Origin of the sequence: Rhizobium sp. BE258 (assembly GCF_031457345.1) — a bacterium.
Classification (GTDB): Bacteria; Pseudomonadota; Alphaproteobacteria; order Rhizobiales; family Rhizobiaceae; genus Rhizobium.
In genome coordinates, this window is record NZ_JAVDWL010000001.1 from 1,032,316 (window position 1) to 1,052,265 (window position 19,950).

The following is a 19,950-nucleotide window of genomic DNA, read 5'->3' on the forward strand; positions in this document are numbered from 1 at the left end:
GGCCGCTTCTCCATTGGAGGCTCCCATGCTTGATAGTGCCGAAATACCAGCTTCGCCCTGGCACGAAGGCGAACTCGAACTGCAGCGCAGCGTCGGGATGGCCGAGCAGATGGATCCTGTCGGCCGCAAGGTGCTGCGCACCTATCTGCTCGACCAGCATCGCGAGTTCTACCCGCTGCTGCCGTTCATCGTCATCGGCGCGGTCGATCCGGATGGCGCCCCTTGGGCGACGATCCGCGCCGGGCAGCCCGGTTTCCTGCATTCTCCGGACCCGCTGACGCTCGATGTCGAGGCGGCGCGTGATCGTAGTGATCCGGCCGAGCGCGGCATGGAGGACGGCGATCCGATCGGTATGGTTGGTGTCGATCTGATCACCCGCCGCAGAAACCGGCTGAACGGCACGGTCAGCCGCAGCGCAGATGACCGCTTTTCCGTCACCGTCGGCCAGAGCTTCGGCAACTGCCCGCGCTATATCCAGAACCGCCAGTTTGCGTTCATCCGTGATCCGGCTGCAAGCTCCACTCCCGCGGCAATCGTCTCGGACCGGCTGGAAGGCGAGGCACGGAAGATCATCGAGGAAGCCGATACGTTCTTCGTCGCCTCTTATGCCGATCGCGGTGCGGGCCGGGAAGTGGACGTTTCCCACCGCGGCGGCAAGCCGAGCTTCGTTCGCATCAATGCCGATGGCAGCCTGACCGTGCCGGATTTCAACGGCAACCTGTTCTTCAGCACACTTGGCAATTTCATGATCAACCCGCGTGCAGGGCTGGTGTTCGTCGATCACGAAAGCGGCGGCCTGCTGCAGTTGACGGGAGCGGTCGAGGTCGTCCTGGATTCGCCGGAGATCGCAGCGTTCGATGGTGCCGAGCGCCTCTGGCGCTTCACACCGGAGAAGATCGTGCTGCGGCCGGAGGCCTTGCCGCTGCGCTGGACCTTTGCCGAAAACGGCTTCTCTCCGAGCAGCCTGATGACCGGCAGCTGGGCGCAGGCGGAGCGCCGCCTGCAGGCCGCCGAAAGGGCCAACAACTGGCGGCGTTTCCGCATCGAGAAGGCTGTCGATGAGAGCGAGACGATCCGTTCGCTGACACTGGCACCCGTCGATGGCGAGGCGCTCATCCCGCATCTTGCGGGTCAGCACCTGCCGATCCGCATCGCCGACGGCGATCAGCATATCCGCCGGAGCTATACGATATCGAGCGCGCCATCGGACGGCCACTACCGGCTGAGCGTCAAGCGGGAGGGCAAGGCATCGAACCTGCTGCACCGGATGCAGCCTGGCGACGAGATCGAGGCACGTGCGCCTGGCGGTGCCTTCACCATCGAGGCGATGGAGCGCAAGCGGCCCGCGGTTCTGCTGGCCGCCGGCATCGGCATCACGCCCATGCTATCGATGCTACGCCATGTGGTTCATGAAGGCGACCGCACACGTCACCGCCGGCCGATCTGGCTGTTCCGGTCGTCACGCACAGTGGGCGAGCGCGCCTTCGATCAGGAAATTGCCGGGCTGGTCGAGCGCGCAAATGGCTCGGTCCACGATATCCGAGTGCTGAGTTCCCCGGCTGCCGAAGATGCGGGAAATTACGATGCGGCGGGCCGCATCGACATGAATCTCCTGAAGGCGCATCTGCCATTCGGCGACTATGACTTCTATCTCTGCGGCCCCGGCGCCTTCATGCAATCGATTCATGATGGTTTGCGTGGATTGAACATCGCGGAAGAGCGCATCCATGCCGAAGCCTTCGGTCCCTCGGCCCTGAAGCGCGATACCTTGGCAGGACAACCCAACACACCGCCGTCGGTTCCTGCTGCGACAACGCCTGCGAAGGTAATCTTCACGCAGTCTGCCAAGGAAGCGCGATGGAAGCCGGGGGATGGTTCACTGCTTGAATTTGCCGAAGCACGCGGGCTTTCCCCGGCATATGGCTGCCGTGCCGGGAACTGCGGCGACTGCAGAACGCGCATCGTCAAAGGCGCTGTCAGCTACATCTCGGAGCCCAGCTATCCAGTCGAAGGCGGCGAGGCGTTGATCTGCTGTTCGGTGCCTGCAGAAGGTGGCGATCTGCTACTCGACATCTGATGCAAAATGGGCGTCGAACAGGCGGAAAAACTGGCTGAATACAGCCGTTAACGGCGCCTATACCATGAAATATGATGCTCGTTTTGCGTTCTTTACCAAGTGGCACACCTTATAGGAAAATCTGTCCCACTATCAAACAGGAGGGACAGCATGAACGCTGCACCAAATTACGGTCTGATAGGTCTGGTCAGCGTAACAATGATCGTTATAGCTGCCGCCGTTTTGACTTACGCCGCGTGAGTCAGACAGACCATGTCATATCGCGCCAAATCTCATAAGGCGCTTGGCGAAGGCTTCTCCCCGGCCTCGTTAAGCTTACCCCGTAACCACCACATCAGCATTCACTTGAATACGCCCCATTTTAAGGCATTCTCCGGCCGTGGCCACACGAGCCGGTTCAAGTATTGCGTACCGGCTTTCTAGTACGCCCGCCTCCCAGCCCTGATGGGAGGCGGGTGTCCTTTAAGCGTCGTGGGGACGCCGATCAATAAATTGCAGAAAATGCCCATCGAACCCTTGAAATCGCGGGGGCGTGAAGCTATTTAGCGCTCACCACCCGTATCGATGGCCTGCGAAGCCGACCTCTGGTCAGCCAAGCGTTTGCCGTCCGGGCAATAAAGAAAAGGTGCTCCCCGAAAGGGTAGAGCACCTTTTTCTTTTTCGGCTCTATGTCAGCGTTGCAGCCCAGGCTGCGACTTTTGTGCCTGTTGTCTTCAGATGGTCGGACGCCGAGAAGCCGGAAAGCTTCTTGCGCGGGACCAGGTCATGGTCGCCGTCTTCCAGCCACAGGATCCGGATCGCTGCCGAAAGCCTATAGCCCTCGACCTCGGGCCGGGTGCCGAATTCGTCGCGCGTACCCTGCACGATCAAGGTTGGCGTGCGTAATCCTTCCAGATGGGCGGTGCGCAGCTGCGCTGGTTTCTCCGGCGGATGGAAGGGATAGCCGAGGCAGAGAAGCCCGGCGATCTGACCGGCCGCGAAAAGGTCATCGGCCACCATGCTGGCGACCCGCCCGCCCATCGACTTGCCGCCGATGATCAGCCTGCCTTGGCAATTGAGAGCCTCGACGGCGTCACGATATTCCGACTGCAGCGTCTCGGCCTTCGGTGGAGGGCGGCGCTGGCCGGATGTCCGGCGGGCAGACATATAGCCGAATTCGAACCGGGCGACGCGGAAACCCGCGTCGGCGAGTGCTGCAGATACAGCATTCATCGATTTGGAATCCATTGGGGCGCCCGCGCCATGGGCGAGAAGAATAGTGGTTCCGGCGTCATCGGCGCCTGTTATCAGGAAGCGGCTGTCCATCGCTGCTTTCTACAGGCTGACCGCGGTTGCCGCCAGCGCCTTAATGGAAACGCGGCAGATCCGGCAGACCGGCGAATTGCTCCGTCAGAATTTCGCTGAGCGCCACCAGCACTTCCTTGCGGGAAAAGCCGACTGCCTCGAACCTGTCGATGATATCGACGATGTCGAGTTCGACCTCTCCACGGCAATGAGCGACGCGCTCGGCGGAGACCATCAGTGCGTCTTCAAGTGTCAGCATGGTTTTGCTCCTTCTGCACAAGGCAAACTGGCGAGCAAACAATTGGTTCCGCAACCGGTGGAGGGGAGCCCGCTATTGCGGGCTCCCTGATCCATCAAACCGACTTGAACACCGTATCGATGGCGCCGGCGGCCGCCTTGACAACGATATCGGCCTCTTCGCGGGTGAGGCAGAGCGGCGGCGCAAAGCCGAGGATATCACCCTGCGGCATGGCCCGGCCGATGACGCCGCGCTCGAGAAGGGCAGCAGAGATCTGCGGGCCGATCTTGCGGGAAACGTCGAAGAATTTGCGGTCGTCCTTGTCCTCGACAAATTCGATCGCCGCCATGAGGCCGTCGCCGCGCACTTCGCCGACATGCTTGTGGGAGCCGACAGCCTTGGCAAGCTCGCTGCGGAAATAGGCGCCGGTCTCGCCGGCATTCTTGACGAGATCCAGCTCGTCGATCAGTTCGAGATTGGCAATGCCGGCTGCCGCGCAAATGGGGTGCGCCGCATAGGTCCAGCCATGACCTATCGCGCCCATTTGATCCGACCCCTGAACCAGCACCTGCCAGACTTTGTCGGAGACGATGGTGCCGGAGAGCGGCGCGTAGGCCGAGGTCAGGCCCTTGGCGATGGTGATGAGACCCGGCTTCATGCCGTAGTGATCGGAGCCGAACATGGTGCCGAGGCGGCCGAAGCCGGTGACCACTTCGTCGGCGACAAGCATGACGTCATACTTGTCGAGCACGGCTTGAATCTTCTGCCAGTATCCCTTCGGCGGCGGCACGATGCCACCGGTCCCGAGGATCGGCTCGCCGATGAAGGCTGCAACCGTATCCGGGCCTTCGGCGAGAATCATCTCCTCCAGCTTGTCGGCGCAATATTGCGAGAACTGCTCCTCGTCCATCGAGCGGTCCGGGCGGCGGAAATAGTACGGTGCCTCGGTGTGGAGGACGGGCGCTCGCGGCAGGTCGAAGGCCTTGTGGAAGAGCTCAAGCCCGGTCAGCGAGCCGGTCATGACACCGGAGCCGTGATAGCCGCGCCAGCGCGAGATGATCTTCTTCTTTTCCGGGCGGCCGAGAATGTTGTTGTAGTACCAGATCAGCTTGATGTTGGTCTCGTTCGCATCCGAGCCGGACAGGCCGAAATAGACGCGGCTCATGCCTTCGGGTGCCCGGTCGATGATCATCTTCGACAGCGTGATGGAGGCTTCCGTGCCGTGACCGACATAAGAATGGTAGTAGGCGAGGTTCTTCGCCTGATTGGCGATCGCGTCGGCGATCTTCTGCCGACCGTAGCCGACATTGACGCAGTAGAGACCGGCAAAGGCATCCAGGCTGGTGCGGCCGTTGGTGTCGGTGATGTAGGCGCCTTCGCCCGACGAGATGACGCGGGTCGGCGTTTCGCCGCGGGCATGCATGCCCATGTGCGTCGAGGGATGGAAGAAGTGGTCGCGGTCCCAGGCGTTGAGTTCGTTGCTTCTGTCGAGCATGGCAGATGTCCTTGATGTGGTGAGTGTGAGTGCCGCGTCAGGCGGCGGTGTCGATGCAGAGATATTTGAGCTCGGTGAAGGCCTCGATGCCGTGGCGCGAACCTTCGCGGCCGAGGCCGGATTGCTTCCAGCCGCCGAAGGGGATCGGACCGCCCGTGATCTTGACGCGGTTGATCGCCACCATGCCGTATTCGAGCGCCCGTCCGAGCCGCATCTGCCGCGCACCATTGGCGGTCACGACATAGGCGACGAGCCCGTATTCGGTGTCGTTCGCCTTGGCGACGACTTCCTCTTCGGTATCGAAGACGGTGATGCCCGCGACCGGGCCGAAGGTTTCCTCGCGCATGATCAGCGCATCGGCGGGAACATTGGAGAGCAGCGTCGGCTCGAAAAACAGTTTGCCCGCCTTGTGCCGCTTGCCGCCGGTGACGAGCCTGGCGCCGCGCTTCAGCGCATCCTCGACCTGCTCCTCGACCTTGGCGATAGCCCGCTCATGCATCAGCGGGCCGATTTCGGCACCGGTGGACAGGCCGTCGCCGACCTTCAGTTCGCGGATACGCTCGGCAAATGACGCTTCAAACCGGGCGGCGATCGAGCGATGCACGAAGATGCGGTTGGCGGCGAGGCAGTCCTGGCCGGAGGTCGCAAACTTCGCATCGATGGCGATCTTCACCGCCTGCGCGACATCGGCATCATCGAAGATGATCAGAGGGGCGTGGCCGCCGAGCTCCATGACGAGCCGCTTCATGGTTGGCGCGCATTGGCCCGCGATCAGCCTACCGATACCGGTCGAGCCGGTAAAGCTGATTGCCCGGATGCGCTCGTCTTCGCAAAGGCGGCCGACGATGGTCGCAGCATCGCCGGTCACGACGTTGAAGACCCCGGCGGGAAGCCCGGCACGCTCGCCGAGTTCGGCAAGAGCCAGCGCAGAGAGCGGCGTTTCGGAAGAGGGGTGGGCAACGACGCTGCAGCCGGCGGCAAGGGCGGCGGCCGCCTTGCGGGTGATCATCGCGGACGGAAAATTCCAAGGCGTGACGATGCCGACGACACCAAGCGCTTCGCGGCGAACGATCATCTCGGCGCCCGGCAGATGGCTGGTGACGTTTTCGGCATTCAGCCGCTTGCCCTCTTCGGCATACCATTCGACGAAGGAGGCGGCATAGTCGATTTCGCCGAGCGATTCCGACAGCGGCTTGCCTTGCTCCAGCGTCATGATCAGAGCCAGATCGTCCTTGGCTTCCAGCATCAGGTCGTGCCATTTGCGAAGAATCCGGGCCCGCTCCTGCGGCAGCATCGCCCGCCAGGCGGGCATGGCGCGGGCAGCGGAATCGATGGTCGCCGTGGTCTCTTCAGCGCCAAGGCTCGCCACCCAGGCGATGGTCGCGCCGCTTGCGGGATCGGCAACCTCGAAGCTTTTGCCGTCGGTGCCTGCAGACCAGCGGCCATCGCAATAGGCGAGGTCGCGCAGCAGATGCCTGTCCTTGAGGCGCGACAGCGCCTGATGAAAATCGGGGCGGGCAAAAACCGCAGTCATGTCTGTCTCCTCGTTACCGACGGCGAAGTCTTTCACGGGAGGAGGCGAGATTTTGTCCTTTGAGGGCGCTTTAAAGAGAGAGATTGTCTAAGGCTTCGCGGCAGGCCACACGATCTGTCTATGGCGCGGATGGGGTCTCTGTCTGCACCAGGGCTGCGACCGGCAAGACCGTCTCATCCTTGACGGTCTTGGTGACGATATAGGTGAAATAGCGCTCGATCCCGAGCTCGCGATCGAGCAGACCATCGATCAGCCGCTGGTAGGCATCGATGTCAGGAGCTGCGACCTTGAGGAAGTAATCGACGCCACCACCAACCGACCAGCAGCCGACGATTTCCGGGACGCCGGTGACCGCCCGCTCGAAGCGTTCGAAATCGCTCTGCCGGTGATTGGCGAGCGTCACTTCTACCATCACGCTGGCGACCGGGGCGATTTTGCGCAGGGCGATGCGCGCATGATAACCGGTGACGATGCCTGCCTTTTCCAGCTTGCGCAGCCGCATCCAGCAGGGCGTCGGCGAAAGCCCGGCCTTTTCTGCCAAAGCAAGTTTGGTAATGCGGCCATCCCGCTGAATCGCATCGAGAATTCTGAGGTCGATGGCATCAAGTTTCATGATCGTTCCGGCCGTCCAAATCATTTCAAAAGCGAGCGCGACAATGGAAGCGCATTTGGCTGGCGTCAATCGAGGTGACCTCCAGGATACCTGAATAACGCCGCAAGGCAGATCGGGACGCGATCTCTTCGATGCGCAAGCAGTCGTTAACCATCGCCGGTCTAACGATTGAGTTCGTGAACCGGGATGATTCGATGGATGCCTCTCCTGCGGCGCTTCTTGCCGCTCTTAAGAACAGTGAACTTTTGATCGTGCGCGATGTGAGCAAGGCAGGCGATGTCGATCGTTGCGCCGAAACGCTCGACAACCTGCATGGCGAGGCAGCCGTGACATTCTGGAAGGCTGAGTGCCGCCGGCTGGCGGATGAATTGGCACAGTGCGGACTGGCAAGCGAAGCGATCAGCGAGCGCGTTCTCGATTTTCAGGCAACCGTCCAGACGGTACTCGTCCAGCGCCACCAGGCCCGGGCCTTGGCCGCAACGCGCGCCGAACAGCAGAAGAAGCGCCGTATCGCCTGATTGTCAGAGCCGGCGCAGGCTGATCTCGCTGGTGACCACGGTCTTGCCGGATGCCGGATCCCTGTCGACCGTCTGGATCGACAACTGGCTATTACCGCGCTTGCTGATCGTCATGTTGGCATTGCGGTCGCCATTGATCAGACGCGCCCAGCGGACCGCGAGATTGATCACATCGCCCTGACGACTTCCCGAAAGCTGCGAGGGCGCCCCTGACGGGCCGACATAGGTTCCGGAATAGCGCGTGCCCCGTGCCGTCAGGTCGGCTGATATGGCGCGGTTGATCACCAGAAGCCCGCGGCAATTTCCGCGCATAGAGATCGAAGCGCCCGGCGCGTTGATATTGAACTTGCAAGAGACATTGATCGGCGAGCTGCCGATCTTGCGGGTGACCTTGCCGGTCCCGGTCCAGTTGCCGCTGAGCGGCTGCAGGAAGCCCGCTTCGTCAGCGGCGGCCGGTGCCGCAACGCAAAGTCCGGCAAGAATTGCAAAGAGGCGTGCCTGAATACGCATGATCTCAATCCCCATGAGCGGAATTGACACAGAACGCAGTGAAAGCGGCGACGGTTCCGCCCAATGGCATCAGAGCCAGTTGATGCGTTTGAGGATATAGAGGGTCGCGATCGAGGTTGCCGCCACGAAGGCGACGATGATGATGAAGGCCCAGGTGTCGTTGACGCCAGGAATGCCGCCGACATTCATGCCGAACAGGCCGGCGACGACGCTCGGCGGCAGCAGTAGCGCCGCAAGGGCGGCAAGCCGGTTGGAATTGCGGGCGATGCGCTCACTGATCACGGTCGACAAGTCGTCATGCAGGATGCCGGTGCGGTCGCGGATCGCATCCAGATATTCGATGAAGCGCATCAGCTTGTCGATGACCTCGCGCATCCGGAGCTTGTCGCGCTCGGCAAGCCAGGGCGCGTCGTCATGCTCGATGCGGTTCAGCGCGTCGCGCTGTGGTGCGAGGTAGCGGCGCAACTGTACGGACCGCCGGCGCAACAGCTTCAGACGCTCCCGGACCTCGGCGGCCTCACCATGAAAGATCAATTCGTCGAGTTCGTCGACTTCCTCGTCCATCTGGTCAAGAACCGGCTCCAGGTCCCTGACAAGCTTGTCGCTGACGAGGGCGAGCAACTCGCCTGTCCGCTTCGGCCCTTTGCCCTTTTCGAGCGCCTGCCGGATATCGCGCAGCGCTGTGATGTAGTGGCCGCTGTCGCGTAGCGTCACGACGCGATTTTCATCCACCCAGGCATGGAGGGGAACGAGATCGATCTCGATGGTGGCGTCCCCGGCTTCCTCGGGTGGCGCCGCGCAGACGCCGCGCAGGATGATCAGCAGACCGTCGTCGACGGGCTCGACGCGTGGACGGGATTCGTCCTCCAGCAAGGCATCGGCAACGAGCGGATCGAAGCCACCGTTGCTGGCGACCCAGGCGGCTGCGGCGTCGTGATCGCGTTCCAGGTGGACCCAGAGAATGCCATCAGCAGGCTTCCAGTCACGAAGACCGGCCGCGCCGATTTCGCGGCAGCCGCCCTTGCCATCGAGAATGACGGCAAAACGTATGCCGGGTTCCACGCCATAGCTTAGCTGGATCTTCTGGCCTGCGACCTCCATCCGTGCCCATCCTCCCGTCGAAAGTGCAAAAAAGAAAGCGAAATCATGCGGCTATTTCGGCATGGTTTAGCACTTCGCGAAGGGCGGCGGAACTACAGTTTCTGATCAATGATCGCATGCTTTACGGCCTGTTCGGCCGAGCCGATCACTCCGCTGCAGCCGCAAGACATCCGTCGATGATCGTGCGGATTTCGGCGCGGCAGGAGCCGCAATTGGTTCCAGCATTCAGCTCCTTGCCGACCGCTTCGACGCTGTGACAGCCGCCGCGGATCGCGCCGATGATCTGGTTGACCCCGACGCCGAAGCAGGAGCAGACGGTGGCGCCCGGATCCGGCTTTCCGGCGCCCGGCCGGCCGGCGGCGATCGCGAAGCGTTTGCGCAAGTCGTCATGCGAGGCAACCAGTTGCTGGATCGCCCAGGCGCGGGCGACGGCGACCGGCTCGGCGGCGATAAAGAGGGCGGCAAGCAGGCGGCTGCCGTCGAAAAAGGCGAGGCGGGTCTCACCAGTCGCGCCGTCGGTGTAGCCGATCGGCTCGGCCTCTATCGGAATTCCGAGATGCGCTCTGCACCACCCTGTCCAATCCTGCATGCTGTCGCATGCGGCAAATTCCAGCCGCCAGCCACCGTCGGCCTTGGCGAGTGCCCAGTAATCGCAGTCGAGACCATGCGGTTTTTCGACCGATACCGCGAAGCCATAGTGCTGTACCTTCACCGGCTGCAGCTTGACCGCGACGTTCTTCGAGGCCGGCTGGCCGGAAAGCGGATCAACGACAGGGGCGACAACGGCATCGATGCGGGACCGGGCGGCGAACTGGTCGTTCCAATGCATCGGGACGAACACGCTGCCGCGGGCCTGCCGGCCGGTCACCAGCGCGCGGACAACCGCCGTGCCATGCGGACTTTCGAGCTGCACCAGACCGGCACTGCGCACACCAAGTTCGATCGCGTCGCGGGGATGGATTTCCGCGAAGGGTTCGGCGATATGGGCAGACAGGCGCGCGCTTTTTCCCGTGCGGGTCATGGTGTGCCACTGGTCGCGGATACGCCCGGTGTTGAGTGTCAGCGGGTAGTCGCTGCTGGTGCGATCCGTCTCAGGCAACTCGATGGCGATGAAACGGGCACGGCGATCGCCGTGAAAGAAGCCGCCCTGGCTGAAGAACCGGGGCGTGTTGCCACCGCCTGACGGCGCCGGCCATTGGAAGGGCGGCTGACTGTCGTAAGCATCAGGATCCAGATCGGCATGCGCGCCGATATCGAAATCGCGGGTGCCGGCATTCTCGAAAGCGGACAATGCGGCATGCTCGGCGAATATCGTCGCAGGGTTTTCGAAGCCGAAAGCGCTCGTGTGTCCCATGCGGCGCGCGACTTGCGCAAGCTGCCACCAGTCCGGCTTTGCCTCGCCGGGAACGGTCAGGAACGGACGCTGGCGGGAAATGCGGCGCTCGGAGTTGGTGACGGTGCCATCCTTTTCTCCCCATCCAAGCGATGGCAGCAGCACATCGGCATGGCGGGTCGTATCAGTCTCTTGCAGAACATCGGAAACGACGACGAAGGGGCAGGCGGCAATCGCTGCCTCGACAGCATCGGCATCCGGCATCGAGACGACGGGATTGGTGGCCATGATCCAGAGCGCCTTGATGCGCCCATCGGCGACGGCGCGGAACATGTCGACGGCCTTGAGACCGGGCTTCTGCGCAATGACGGGCGACGACCAGAAGCGCTGGACACGATCCCTGTCGGCGGCGTTTTCGATTGCCATATGCGCAGCCAGCATATTGGCGAGACCGCCGACCTCGCGTCCGCCCATGGCATTCGGCTGGCCGGTCAGCGAAAACGGCCCCATGCCCGCCCGGCCGATTCGGCCGGTCGCCAGGTGACAGTTGATGATGGCGTTGACCTTGTCCGTGCCCGATGACGACTGGTTGACGCCCTGGCTGTAGCAGGTGACGGCCCGCTCGGTGGTCTCAAACAGCCGGAAGAATTCGCGGAGCTGCATGGCGGGCAGCCCGGTCCGTTCAAGCAGCGTGTCCCAGCTTACCGATGATGCGGCCGCGAAGGCCTCGCCAAATCCCGCCGTGTGAGCGCCGATATAGTTCTGGTCGATCGCTGGACTGGTGGCGATATGCGCCAGCAATCCGGTAAAAAGCGCGACGTCGCCATCGGGGCGGATCGCAAGGTGCAGGTCGGCGATATCGGAGGTCATCGTTCGGCGCGGATCGATGACGACGATCTTCATGCCCGGGCGGGCGGCCTTGGCGGCGGAAAGCCGCTGATAAAGAACCGGGTGGCACCAGGCAAGATTCGAACCCGTCAGGATGACGAGATCGGCAAGCTCCAGATCCTCGTAGGCGCCGGGCACGGTGTCCGATCCGAAGGCGCGGCGGTGACCGGCGACGGACGACGACATGCAGAGGCGGGAATTGGTGTCGATATTGCCCGAACCGATGAAGCCTTTCATCAACTTGTTGGCGACGTAGTAGTCCTCGGTCAGCAGCTGGCCGGAGACATAGAAGGCGACGGCATTGGGACCGTGTTCGGCGATAGCTTCGGAGAATTTGGAGGCTACGAGGTCGAGGGCGGCATTCCAGTTTGACCGTTCTCCACCGATCTCAGGATAAAGCAGGCGGCCGTCGAGATCGATGGTTTCGGCGAGGGCCGAGCCTTTGGAGCAGAGGCGGCCGAAATTGGCGGGATGGTCGGGGTCGCCTCGGACGGAGACGGTGCCGCTGTCATCGAGTTTCGCGATGACGCCGCAGCCGACGCCGCAATAGGGGCAGGTCGTTTTGGTTTCAGTGGGCATGGGGGTTGGCCCTCATGCCCTGGTGCGTGGGGCTACCCCCCTCTGTCCTACCGGACATCTCCCCCACAAGGGGGGAGATCGACATGTGGAACGCATCTCCCCAAACAACCGAGGTTGGAGCGAGCGGGCGAGCCCAGCCAATCTCCCCCCTTGTGGGGGAGATGCCTGGCAAGGCTGAGGGGGGTAGCTCCGAACGCATCCGTCTGATCACTCCGCCGCCATCATCAAGCTCTCGAACGCGACAAACAGCGCCCCATCCTCGTTTCTGACAGGGATCGTCCGCACCGCTCCATCATCCGCCCCGAGCGCCTTGCCCGTTTCCAGCGAGATCACCCAGTTGTGCAGCGGGCAGGTGACGGCTTTGCCGTGGACGATACCCTGCGAGAGCGGCCCGCCCTTGTGCGGGCAGTGATCCTCGATCGCGAAGACCTCGTTCTCCGCCGTCCTGAAAACGGCTATCTTGCCTTGAGGCGTCTTTACGCAGCGCGCGCCGCGCAGCGGGATGTCGGATATGCTGCCGATCGAAATCCAGTTCATATCCATCTCCTCACTCTGCCGCTTCGCTGAAGCCGACGGTCGCCATCGGCTTGAACTCGTGCTTGTCCTTGCCGGAGACCCGCTCCGACCAGGGGTCGACCTGGGCGAATGTCTGCGAGAAGACGAAGCGCTCGTAATATCCGCGGCGCTTGTCGTGATCGGTCATGATCTGGCGGCGGATCTCGTCGAGACCGATGCGCTTTGCCCATTTATAGATGCGCTCGAGATAGCGGCCCTGCTCGCGGTACATCTGCGTCAGCGCCACGATATGCTCCAGCGCCTCATCCTCGGTTTTCACCAGGCCGAGCACCTCCGTGCCCTTGATGTCGAGACCCGCGGCGCCGGCAAAGTGGATCTCGAAACCGGAATCGACGCAGATGACGCCGATATCCTTGCAGGTCGCCTCGGCGCAGTTGCGCGGACACCCGGAGACCGCGAGCTTCAATTTTGCCGGTGTCCAGGAACCCCACATGAACTTTTCGATGCGGATGCCGAGGCCGGTGGAATCCTGCGTGCCGAAGCGGCACCAGTCGGAGCCGACGCAGGTCTTCACGGTCCGAAGTCCCTTGGCATAGGCCTGACCGGAGATGAAGCCCGCCTTGCCGAGATCGGCCCATACCGCCGGCAGGTCTTCCTTCTCGATCCCCAGAAGGTCGATCCGCTGGCCGCCGGTGACTTTCACCATCGGGATCTCGAACTTGTCGACGACATCGGCGATGGCGCGCAATTCGCTGGCGTTCGTCACCCCACCCCACATGCGCGGCACGACGGAATAGGTGCCATCCTTCTGGATGTTGGCATGGACGCGCTCGTTGATGAAACGTGACTGGTAGTCGTCGGCATATTCATCCGGCCAGTCGGCGACGAGATAATAGTTGAGCGCCGGGCGGCATTTGGCGCAGCCGCAGGAGGTCTTCCATTCCAGTTCCTGCATGACCGCGGGGATCGTCTTCAGCTTTTTCGCCTTGATCAGGCGCCTGACGTCGTCGTGGCCGAGCTCGGTGCAGGTGCACATCGGCTGAACCGCCTTGGCACTGTAGGCGTCGCCGAGCGTCAGCGACATCAGCTGTTCGACAAGCCCGGTGCAGGAGCCACAGGAGGCTGACGCCTTCGTATGAGCGCGGACATCATCGAGCGATGTCAGACCCTTGGAGGTGATGGCAGACGTGATCTTTCCCTTGCAAACGCCGTTGCAGCCACAGATTTCCGCATCATCCGGCAAGGCTGCAACGGCCGCCATAGGGTCCAGCGGCGACCCTCCCTGGTAGGCCTGGCCGAAGATCAGCGTATCGCGCATCTGCGAAATATCGGTCGCCTTCTTCTTCAGGTCGTTGAACCAGGCGCCGTCGGCGGTTTCGCCGTAGAGCACCGTGCCGATGATGCGGTTTTCCTTGATGACGAGCCGCTTGTAGATGCCGGCTGTCGCATCGCGGAGCACGATCTCTTCGCGATCGTCGCCATCGGCAAAATCGCCAAGCGAGAAGAGCTCGATGCCGGTGACCTTAAGCTTGGTCGGCGTATCGGAGTGGACGAAGGCGGGTTTGGTATCACCGGCCAGATGCGCGGCGGCAATGCGCGCCATCTCGTAGAGCGGCGCGACAAGTCCATAGACCATGCCACCGACCTCGGCGCATTCGCCAAGCGAGAAAATGCTGCCGTCGGACGTCTGCATGCCGTCATCGACGACGATACCGCGATTGACGGTCAGCCCGGCGTCCTTTGCAAGACCGGCATTGGGTCGGATGCCGACAGCCATGACGACGAGGGTGGCGGGAATGATCCTGCCATCATCGAGCTCGATGCCTTCGACCTTGCCATTGCCGATAATCGCCTTGGTATTGGCCTTGCAGATCACCTTGATGCCGCGTTCCTCGATCGCCTTCTGCAGGAGATAACCGGCGGCGGGATCGAGCTGGCGCTCCATCAGGGTCGGGTTGACGTGCAGCACGGTCACATCCATGCCGCGCAAGCTGAGACCCGCGGCCGCTTCAAGCCCCAGCAGGCCGCCGCCGATGACGACGGCCTTGGCGCGCGACTGTGCGGCAAGCAGCATGGCCTGCACATCGTCCAGATCGCGATAGGTGATGACCCCCGGCAGATCCTTGCCGGGAACCGGGATGATGAAGGGAACGGAGCCTGTGGCGATGACGAGTTTGTCGTAGCTCTCGGTGACGCCGTGATCTGACGTGACGGTCTTCGCTGTCCGGTCGATCGCGACGATCTTGTGGCCCTTGTAGAGCGTGATGCCGTGATCGATGTACCAGCCGTCGCCATGGATGACGATCTGGTCATAGGTCTTCTCACCGGAGAGAACCGGCGACAGCATGATGCGGTCGTAGTTGACGCGCGGTTCCGCGTTGAAGATCGTGACCTGATAGCGGCCGGGTGCCTGTTCGAAGAGATGCTCCAGCATGCGCCCGGGCGCCATGCCATTGCCGATGATGACGAGTTTCTCGGTCATGGGGTCACTCCGCAGCTTCGACGAAGCGGTGACGTTCGTAAAGGAACTTCAGCACGGCCTCGCGGCATTTGAGATAGGTTCGGTCGGAAGCAAGCTCGATTCGGCCCCGCGGCCGCGGGATCGGAACGTCTAGGACTTCGCCAATCCGGGCAGCCGGGCCATTGGTCATCATCACGATCCGGTCGGACAGCAGTACCGCTTCATCGACGTCGTGGGTGATCATCACCATGGTGTTGCCGAGCCGCTGATGAATTTCCATCACCGCATCCTGCAGATGGGCGCGGGTCAGGGCATCGAGCGCGCCAAAGGGCTCGTCGAGCAACAGGATCTTCGGTTCCATCGCTAGTGCGCGTGCTATGCCGACACGCTGCTTCATGCCGCCCGAGATTTCGGCGGGGCGCTTGTCCCTGGCATGCGCCATCTGCACGAGATCGAGATTGGCCATCACCCAGTCATGGCGTTCCGCCTTCGTCTTGGTGCCGCCGAAGACTTTGGAGACGGCCAGATTGACGTTGTCATAGACCGACAGCCAGGGTAGCAGCGAGTGGTTCTGGAACACCACGGCGCGTTCCGGCCCCGGTGCATTCACCTCCCGGTTTTCAAGCAAAACGGCGCCTGAAGATACCGGCGTCAGGCCGGCGATCAGGTTGAGCAGCGTGGACTTGCCGCAGCCGGAATGGCCGATGATCGAGACGAACTCGCCTTTGGCGATCGTCAGGTTGATCCCCTTCAGGACTTCGGCGCGCGTGCCGCCGCGGTCGAAATGCTTGTCGATATGGTCGAGCTTCAAATAGGCAGTCATCTGAGTATCCCTTGTTGTGGACGCAATTCCGGACCGAAAACCGGTTCCCATTTTTCCTGGAATTGCTGCTCCTCAGTTTGCGCCGCGGGTAATCAGCCGTCCGGCTGCCGCAACGAGCTTGTCGAGGGCGAAGCCGACGACGCCGATATAGGCGAGCGCGACGATGATGTCGGGCAGGCGCGACGAGTTCCACGCATCCCAGATGAAGAAGCCGATGCCGACGCCGCCAGTCAGCATTTCGGCCGCGACGATGGCGAGCCAGGACAGGCCGACGCCGATCCTAAGGCCGGTGAAGATGTAGGGGGCGGCAGATGGCAGCATGATCTTGAAGAAGAATTCGACCTGGTTGAGCCGCAGCACCTCGGCAACGTTGCGGTAGTCCTGCGGAATGTTGCGCACGCCAACGGCAGTATTGATGATCACGGGCCAGACCGAGGTGATGAAGATCACGAAGATTGCCGATGGATTGCTGTCCTGGAAGGCAGCCAGCGACAGCGGCAGCCAGGCGAGTGGCGGAACGGTGCGCAGCACTTGGAAGATCGGGTCGAGCCCGCGCATCGCCCAGACCGACTGGCCGATGATGGCGCCGATGACGATGCCGCCCACGGCCGCCAGGCCGAAGCCATAGGCAACGCGTTGCAGCGAAATCAGCACGCGCCAGCCGAGGCCGATATCCTGCGAACCATAGTTGAAGAACGGATAGGCGATCAGATCATAGCTTTCCTGCCAGACCTGATGCGGCGAGGGGAGCGAGGCGGTCGGCGACGAACAGAGAACCTGCCAGACGCCGAGGATGATGAAGAGCACGATCATCGGCGGGACGACATTGCGTACGATGGCCGCGCCGAGATTGCCGAGGTTGAAACGCCGCACCGGCGGCTTGGTCAGATGCACCACTTTCGCGGCTTTCGATGAGGCCGGGACCGGCGTGAGCGGTTCGTTCTTTGCGAGGGCTGACATGCGATCGCTCCTTGAGAATGAAAAGGCCGGCGCGCCCGTCACGCGCCGGAGGCGGGAACTAGGACGCGGCCTTGATGGCGAGGCTATCGAGGTAGGCGGATGGGTTTTCGGGATCGAAGACCTTGCCGTCGAAGAAGGTCTCCTTGCCGCGCGATGCCGAGGCCGGAATATCCGCGGCGGCAACGCCGAGATCCTTGGCAGCCTCACGCCAGATGTCCTCGCGGTTCACCTGATCGACCAGTGTCTTGATATCCGTATCCGGCGCGAACTTACCCCAGCGGATGTTTTCGGAAATGAACCAGCTGTCATGGCTCTTGAAGGGGTAGGAAACGCCGCCGGCCCAGAACTTCATATAGAGATCCGTGCCATGCTCGACGCGGCCATTGCCGTAGTTGATATCGCCCTTGAGGCGCCCGAGCACATCCTTCGGCGGCACGTTGAACCATTGCCGCTTTCCAAGGATCGCCGACATCTCCTCCTTGTTGTCCATGCTGTCGCACCATTGCTGGGCTTCCATCACCGCCATCAGCAATGCCTTGGCGGCGTTCGGGTTTTTCTCGATCCAGTCGGCGCGCATGCCGAGCGCCTTTTCAGGGTGGTGCTTCCAGAGTTCGCCGGTGGTTGCCGCGGTGAAGCCGATGCCCTGGTTGACGAGCTGCTCGTTCCAGGGCTCGCCGACACAGAAGACGTCCATGTTGCCGACCTTCATGTTGGCCACCATCTGCGGTGGCGGAACGACGATGGTCGAGACATCCTTGTCGGGATCGATCCCGCCGGCGGCCAGCCAATAGCGGACCCAGAGATCATGCGTGCCGCCCGGGAAGGTCATCGCAACCTTGACCTCACCGCCACCGGCTTTCTTCTTCTCGAAGGCCGCCTTGAGCTTCGAGGCGTCAAGCCCGACGCCGGTACCGGCATATTCCTTGGCGACGGAGATGCCCTGGCTGTCGTAGTTGAGGCGCGCGAGTAGAGCCATCCGCACCGGCTGATTGTTCTGGGTCACCTTGCCGGTGTGCATGAGATAAGGCAGCGGCGAGAGGATATGCGCGCCATCGATGCCGTTCGCAGCACCGCCAAGGACGAGATTGTCGCGCGTGGCACCCCATGACGCCTGCTTGGCGACATCAACATCGGGCATTCCGTGCTTTTCGAAGAGACCCTTTTCCTTGGCCACGATCAAGGGAGCTGCATCCGTCAGCGCGATGAAGCCGAGCTTAGCGCCGGATGCTTCCGGTCCTGCCGATGCAGCGAAAGCGCCCGATGGGAAGGCGGAACGGACTGCGCCGATGAGGGCAGCGGTGGCGGTTATCTTCAGGACGTTGCGGCGGCCGATGCTGCCGGAGAAGATCTTGGTCATGCGCAGTCCCCTTGCTGTCGAGTGGTTGCCGGATTTTGGGCATAAAAAAACGCCGCTCGGAGATTGCGTCTGCGGGAAGGAAGGGTCCCGGACTGCAAAAACCTTGCGACGTCGATGTCTGTTGCGAACGCCTATCGCGCGCTCGTCTGCCTGGATCGCCGTTGATCCGGGCGCTATTAGCCTTGCAAAGGGCGTGCCAGTTTCAGAAGAGGCTATTCAAGCATCTGGAAAGGTTGCGCCTTTTAGCCAAAAAGGGCGATCTGCCTCAAATAGAGCAGCGCTGAGAACTGCGTATCTTTTATGCGAATGCTCTCAACAAGGCGCGCCCGGCTGCCATCGATTTGTGCAGCGCAGTAGAGCTTACGCCTCTGTGGGCTCGCGGATAAAGATGGATGCGCTCTTGACCGGAAAGCCGTTGATGTAGCCCGCGAAGTCGCCCGGATCGAAGATCCGGCCGTCCATGAAGCGGTCGCCATCGCGCTCACCCTCGATTCGGACATCGGCGTCTTCAGGTGTGCAGTCATCACCGAGTGCAGCACGGTAGAGGTCGGGCCGGTAGGCGGAAGCGGCGGCGCGTGCCAGCGTCAGGCTTGGTTCCGCCTGGCCCCAGCGCACCATCTGGCTATAGATCCAGAGCGCCTGGCTGGGCCGCGGATAATTGGCGTGACCGGCGTGGAATTGGAAGTAGTTTTCGATGACCCGGCGGTTGCCCTTGGCGTCGAGGCTGAATTCGCCGGCGAGAACGTGACGGATGATCTCGACCGGGGCAGCGATATAGCGAGCGTCGGCCAGCGCTTCCGCCAGCGCATCGTGATTGGCGGGGTCGTCGCACCAGCGGGCCGCGCCATCCAGCGCCACGATCAGCCGTGACACGGTTTCCGGGTGGCTCTCGGCCCAATCAGGCCGCATGCCGATCACCTTTTCCGGCGCCGAAGGCCAGATATCCTGCTTGGCGGCGACGATGCGGCCGACGCCGCGTTCGGAGGCCACCATGTTCCACGGTGCGCCAACGCAGAAACCGTCGATGCCGCCGGCCGCCAGCGCGTCTGAGGTCAGCGGCGGCGGAACGACTACCAGCTTCACGTCCCTGTCCGGATCGATGCCGCCAGCTGCGAGCCAGTAGCGGAATTCGTAATTGTGCGACGAGAAGGGATAGGTCATCCCAAGAGTCGGCATGGCTTCGCCGCGCGCGCGCATATCGGCGAGAACGGCCGCAAGCGCCTTGGCATTGTCGAGCGCGCCGGCGGTCTCGGAAATGCCTGCCGTCTGCTGCATGCGCTCGAACAGGCGAGTGGAGAGTGTGATCGCATTGCCGCCGCGGCCGAGCGAAAAGGGCGTGATTGCGGGGGACGGATTGGAGCCGAGGCCGAGCATGGCTGCGACCGGCATCGGCGACAGCATATGGGCGATGTCGAATTGGCGGAACGCTAGCCGGTCGCGCACATTGGCCCAGGAGACATCCTTGACCAGGTCGAGCGTCAGCCCTTCCTTCTTGGCAAAGCCGAATTCCGCAGCAGCGATCAAGACCGAAGCGTCGACCAACGGAATGAATCCGGCGCGCAGGACTTTTGGTCCTTCACCGGTCAAGAGTGCGGGAGATGCGGCGCGGCCATCGCCGCTGCTGATTTTGGTCAAGACATTCACTCCAGCGTCCTCCGGGCAC

The 19,950-nt window shown here is 62.3% G+C and carries 16 protein-coding genes; 2 read left to right on the top strand and 14 right to left on the bottom strand.

Annotated elements, in window-relative coordinates:
• Positions 1 to 25: 25 nt before the first annotated feature.
• The gene (locus tag J2X43_RS04810) at positions 26 to 2,077 is read left to right on the top strand and encodes a pyridoxamine 5'-phosphate oxidase family protein (RefSeq protein WP_112388227.1); all 2,052 of its coding nucleotides are present in this window, start codon (positions 26 to 28) and stop codon (positions 2,075 to 2,077) included.
• 666 nt (positions 2,078 to 2,743) lie between these two features.
• Here J2X43_RS04810 and J2X43_RS04815 read toward each other — a convergent pair.
• From J2X43_RS04815 to J2X43_RS04835, 5 genes are all read right to left on the bottom strand, one after another.
• Positions 2,744 to 3,382: an alpha/beta fold hydrolase gene (locus tag J2X43_RS04815; RefSeq protein WP_112388226.1), complete on the bottom strand. Its 639-nt coding sequence runs from the start codon at positions 3,380 to 3,382 to the stop codon at positions 2,744 to 2,746.
• Positions 3,383 to 3,422: 40 nt separating this feature from the next.
• Positions 3,423 to 3,620 (bottom strand): hypothetical protein, encoded by a 198-nt coding sequence (locus J2X43_RS04820; protein WP_112388225.1) that lies wholly within the window; start codon positions 3,618 to 3,620, stop codon positions 3,423 to 3,425.
• A gap of 94 nt (positions 3,621 to 3,714) precedes the next feature.
• Complete coding sequence (locus J2X43_RS04825; RefSeq protein ID WP_112388224.1) at positions 3,715 to 5,094, bottom strand: aspartate aminotransferase family protein; 1,380 nt, start codon at positions 5,092 to 5,094, stop codon at positions 3,715 to 3,717.
• Between the two features lie 37 nt (positions 5,095 to 5,131).
• Positions 5,132 to 6,628: an NAD-dependent succinate-semialdehyde dehydrogenase gene (locus J2X43_RS04830; protein WP_112388223.1), complete on the bottom strand. Its 1,497-nt coding sequence runs from the start codon at positions 6,626 to 6,628 to the stop codon at positions 5,132 to 5,134.
• 118 nt (positions 6,629 to 6,746) lie between these two features.
• Positions 6,747 to 7,241, bottom strand: a complete 495-nt coding sequence (locus J2X43_RS04835; protein ID WP_112388989.1) for an Lrp/AsnC family transcriptional regulator — start codon at positions 7,239 to 7,241, stop codon at positions 6,747 to 6,749.
• A gap of 194 nt (positions 7,242 to 7,435) precedes the next feature.
• Here J2X43_RS04835 and J2X43_RS04840 point away from each other — a divergent pair, with 194 nt between their 5' ends.
• On the top strand, positions 7,436 to 7,759 hold the full coding sequence (locus J2X43_RS04840; protein WP_112388988.1) for a DUF6074 family protein: 324 nt from the start codon (positions 7,436 to 7,438) through the stop codon (positions 7,757 to 7,759).
• 3 nt (positions 7,760 to 7,762) lie between these two features.
• Here the strand turns inward: J2X43_RS04840 and J2X43_RS04845 are convergent, their stop codons facing one another.
• The 9 genes from J2X43_RS04845 to J2X43_RS04885 all read right to left on the bottom strand — a co-directional run bounded on the left by J2X43_RS04845 (position 7,763) and on the right by J2X43_RS04885 (position 19,922).
• Positions 7,763 to 8,269 (bottom strand): hypothetical protein, encoded by a 507-nt coding sequence (locus J2X43_RS04845; RefSeq protein WP_112388987.1) that lies wholly within the window; start codon positions 8,267 to 8,269, stop codon positions 7,763 to 7,765.
• Between the two features lie 69 nt (positions 8,270 to 8,338).
• Positions 8,339 to 9,370, bottom strand: a complete 1,032-nt coding sequence (locus J2X43_RS04850) for a CorA family divalent cation transporter (RefSeq protein ID WP_112388222.1) — start codon at positions 9,368 to 9,370, stop codon at positions 8,339 to 8,341.
• A 145-nt stretch (positions 9,371 to 9,515) separates the two neighbouring features.
• Entirely contained in the window at positions 9,516 to 12,170 is a 2,655-nt protein-coding gene (locus tag J2X43_RS04855; RefSeq protein WP_112388221.1) for a nitrate reductase, read from the bottom strand.
• Between the two features lie 207 nt (positions 12,171 to 12,377).
• Complete coding sequence (gene nirD / locus J2X43_RS04860) at positions 12,378 to 12,713, bottom strand: nitrite reductase small subunit NirD (RefSeq protein WP_112388220.1); 336 nt, start codon at positions 12,711 to 12,713, stop codon at positions 12,378 to 12,380.
• 4 nt (positions 12,714 to 12,717) lie between these two features.
• Positions 12,718 to 15,168, bottom strand: coding sequence for a nitrite reductase large subunit NirB (nirB, locus tag J2X43_RS04865; protein WP_112388219.1), 2,451 nt, complete (start codon positions 15,166 to 15,168; stop codon positions 12,718 to 12,720).
• A gap of 4 nt (positions 15,169 to 15,172) precedes the next feature.
• Positions 15,173 to 15,970, bottom strand: a complete 798-nt coding sequence (locus J2X43_RS04870) for an ABC transporter ATP-binding protein (protein WP_112388218.1) — start codon at positions 15,968 to 15,970, stop codon at positions 15,173 to 15,175.
• 72 nt (positions 15,971 to 16,042) lie between these two features.
• Complete coding sequence (gene ntrB / locus J2X43_RS04875) at positions 16,043 to 16,930, bottom strand: nitrate ABC transporter permease (protein WP_112388217.1); 888 nt, start codon at positions 16,928 to 16,930, stop codon at positions 16,043 to 16,045.
• Between the two features lie 58 nt (positions 16,931 to 16,988).
• On the bottom strand, positions 16,989 to 18,287 hold the full coding sequence (locus J2X43_RS04880; RefSeq protein WP_112388216.1) for a CmpA/NrtA family ABC transporter substrate-binding protein: 1,299 nt from the start codon (positions 18,285 to 18,287) through the stop codon (positions 16,989 to 16,991).
• Between the two features lie 360 nt (positions 18,288 to 18,647).
• Positions 18,648 to 19,922 carry a CmpA/NrtA family ABC transporter substrate-binding protein gene (locus tag J2X43_RS04885; protein ID WP_405049560.1) on the bottom strand — a complete coding sequence of 425 codons (1,275 nt, stop codon included), beginning with the start codon at positions 19,920 to 19,922 and terminating at the stop codon, positions 18,648 to 18,650.
• Positions 19,923 to 19,950 lie beyond the last annotated feature (28 nt).

Excerpts from the sequence above, each read along its gene's own strand:
- J2X43_RS04815 (WP_112388226.1), bottom strand. The coding sequence starts at position 3,382 with ATGGACAGCCGCTTCCTGATAACAGGCGCCGATGACGCCGGAACCACT.
- ntrB (WP_112388217.1), bottom strand. The coding sequence starts at position 16,930 with ATGTCAGCCCTCGCAAAGAACGAACCGCTCACGCCGGTCCCGGCCTCA.
- nirD (WP_112388220.1), bottom strand. The coding sequence starts at position 12,713 with ATGGATATGAACTGGATTTCGATCGGCAGCATATCCGACATCCCGCTG.
- J2X43_RS04820 (WP_112388225.1), bottom strand. The coding sequence starts at position 3,620 with ATGCTGACACTTGAAGACGCACTGATGGTCTCCGCCGAGCGCGTCGCT.
- J2X43_RS04835 (WP_112388989.1), bottom strand. The coding sequence starts at position 7,241 with ATGAAACTTGATGCCATCGACCTCAGAATTCTCGATGCGATTCAGCGG.
- J2X43_RS04880 (WP_112388216.1), bottom strand. The coding sequence starts at position 18,287 with ATGACCAAGATCTTCTCCGGCAGCATCGGCCGCCGCAACGTCCTGAAG.
- J2X43_RS04850 (WP_112388222.1), bottom strand. The coding sequence starts at position 9,370 with ATGGAGGTCGCAGGCCAGAAGATCCAGCTAAGCTATGGCGTGGAACCC.
- J2X43_RS04870 (WP_112388218.1), bottom strand. The coding sequence starts at position 15,970 with ATGACTGCCTATTTGAAGCTCGACCATATCGACAAGCATTTCGACCGC.
- nirB (WP_112388219.1), bottom strand. The coding sequence starts at position 15,168 with ATGACCGAGAAACTCGTCATCATCGGCAATGGCATGGCGCCCGGGCGC.
- J2X43_RS04855 (WP_112388221.1), bottom strand. The coding sequence starts at position 12,170 with ATGCCCACTGAAACCAAAACGACCTGCCCCTATTGCGGCGTCGGCTGC.
- J2X43_RS04845 (WP_112388987.1), bottom strand. The coding sequence starts at position 8,269 with ATGCGTATTCAGGCACGCCTCTTTGCAATTCTTGCCGGACTTTGCGTT.
- J2X43_RS04830 (WP_112388223.1), bottom strand. The coding sequence starts at position 6,628 with ATGACTGCGGTTTTTGCCCGCCCCGATTTTCATCAGGCGCTGTCGCGC.
- J2X43_RS04840 (WP_112388988.1), top strand. The coding sequence starts at position 7,436 with ATGGATGCCTCTCCTGCGGCGCTTCTTGCCGCTCTTAAGAACAGTGAA.
- J2X43_RS04825 (WP_112388224.1), bottom strand. The coding sequence starts at position 5,094 with ATGCTCGACAGAAGCAACGAACTCAACGCCTGGGACCGCGACCACTTC.
- J2X43_RS04810 (WP_112388227.1), top strand. The coding sequence starts at position 26 with ATGCTTGATAGTGCCGAAATACCAGCTTCGCCCTGGCACGAAGGCGAA.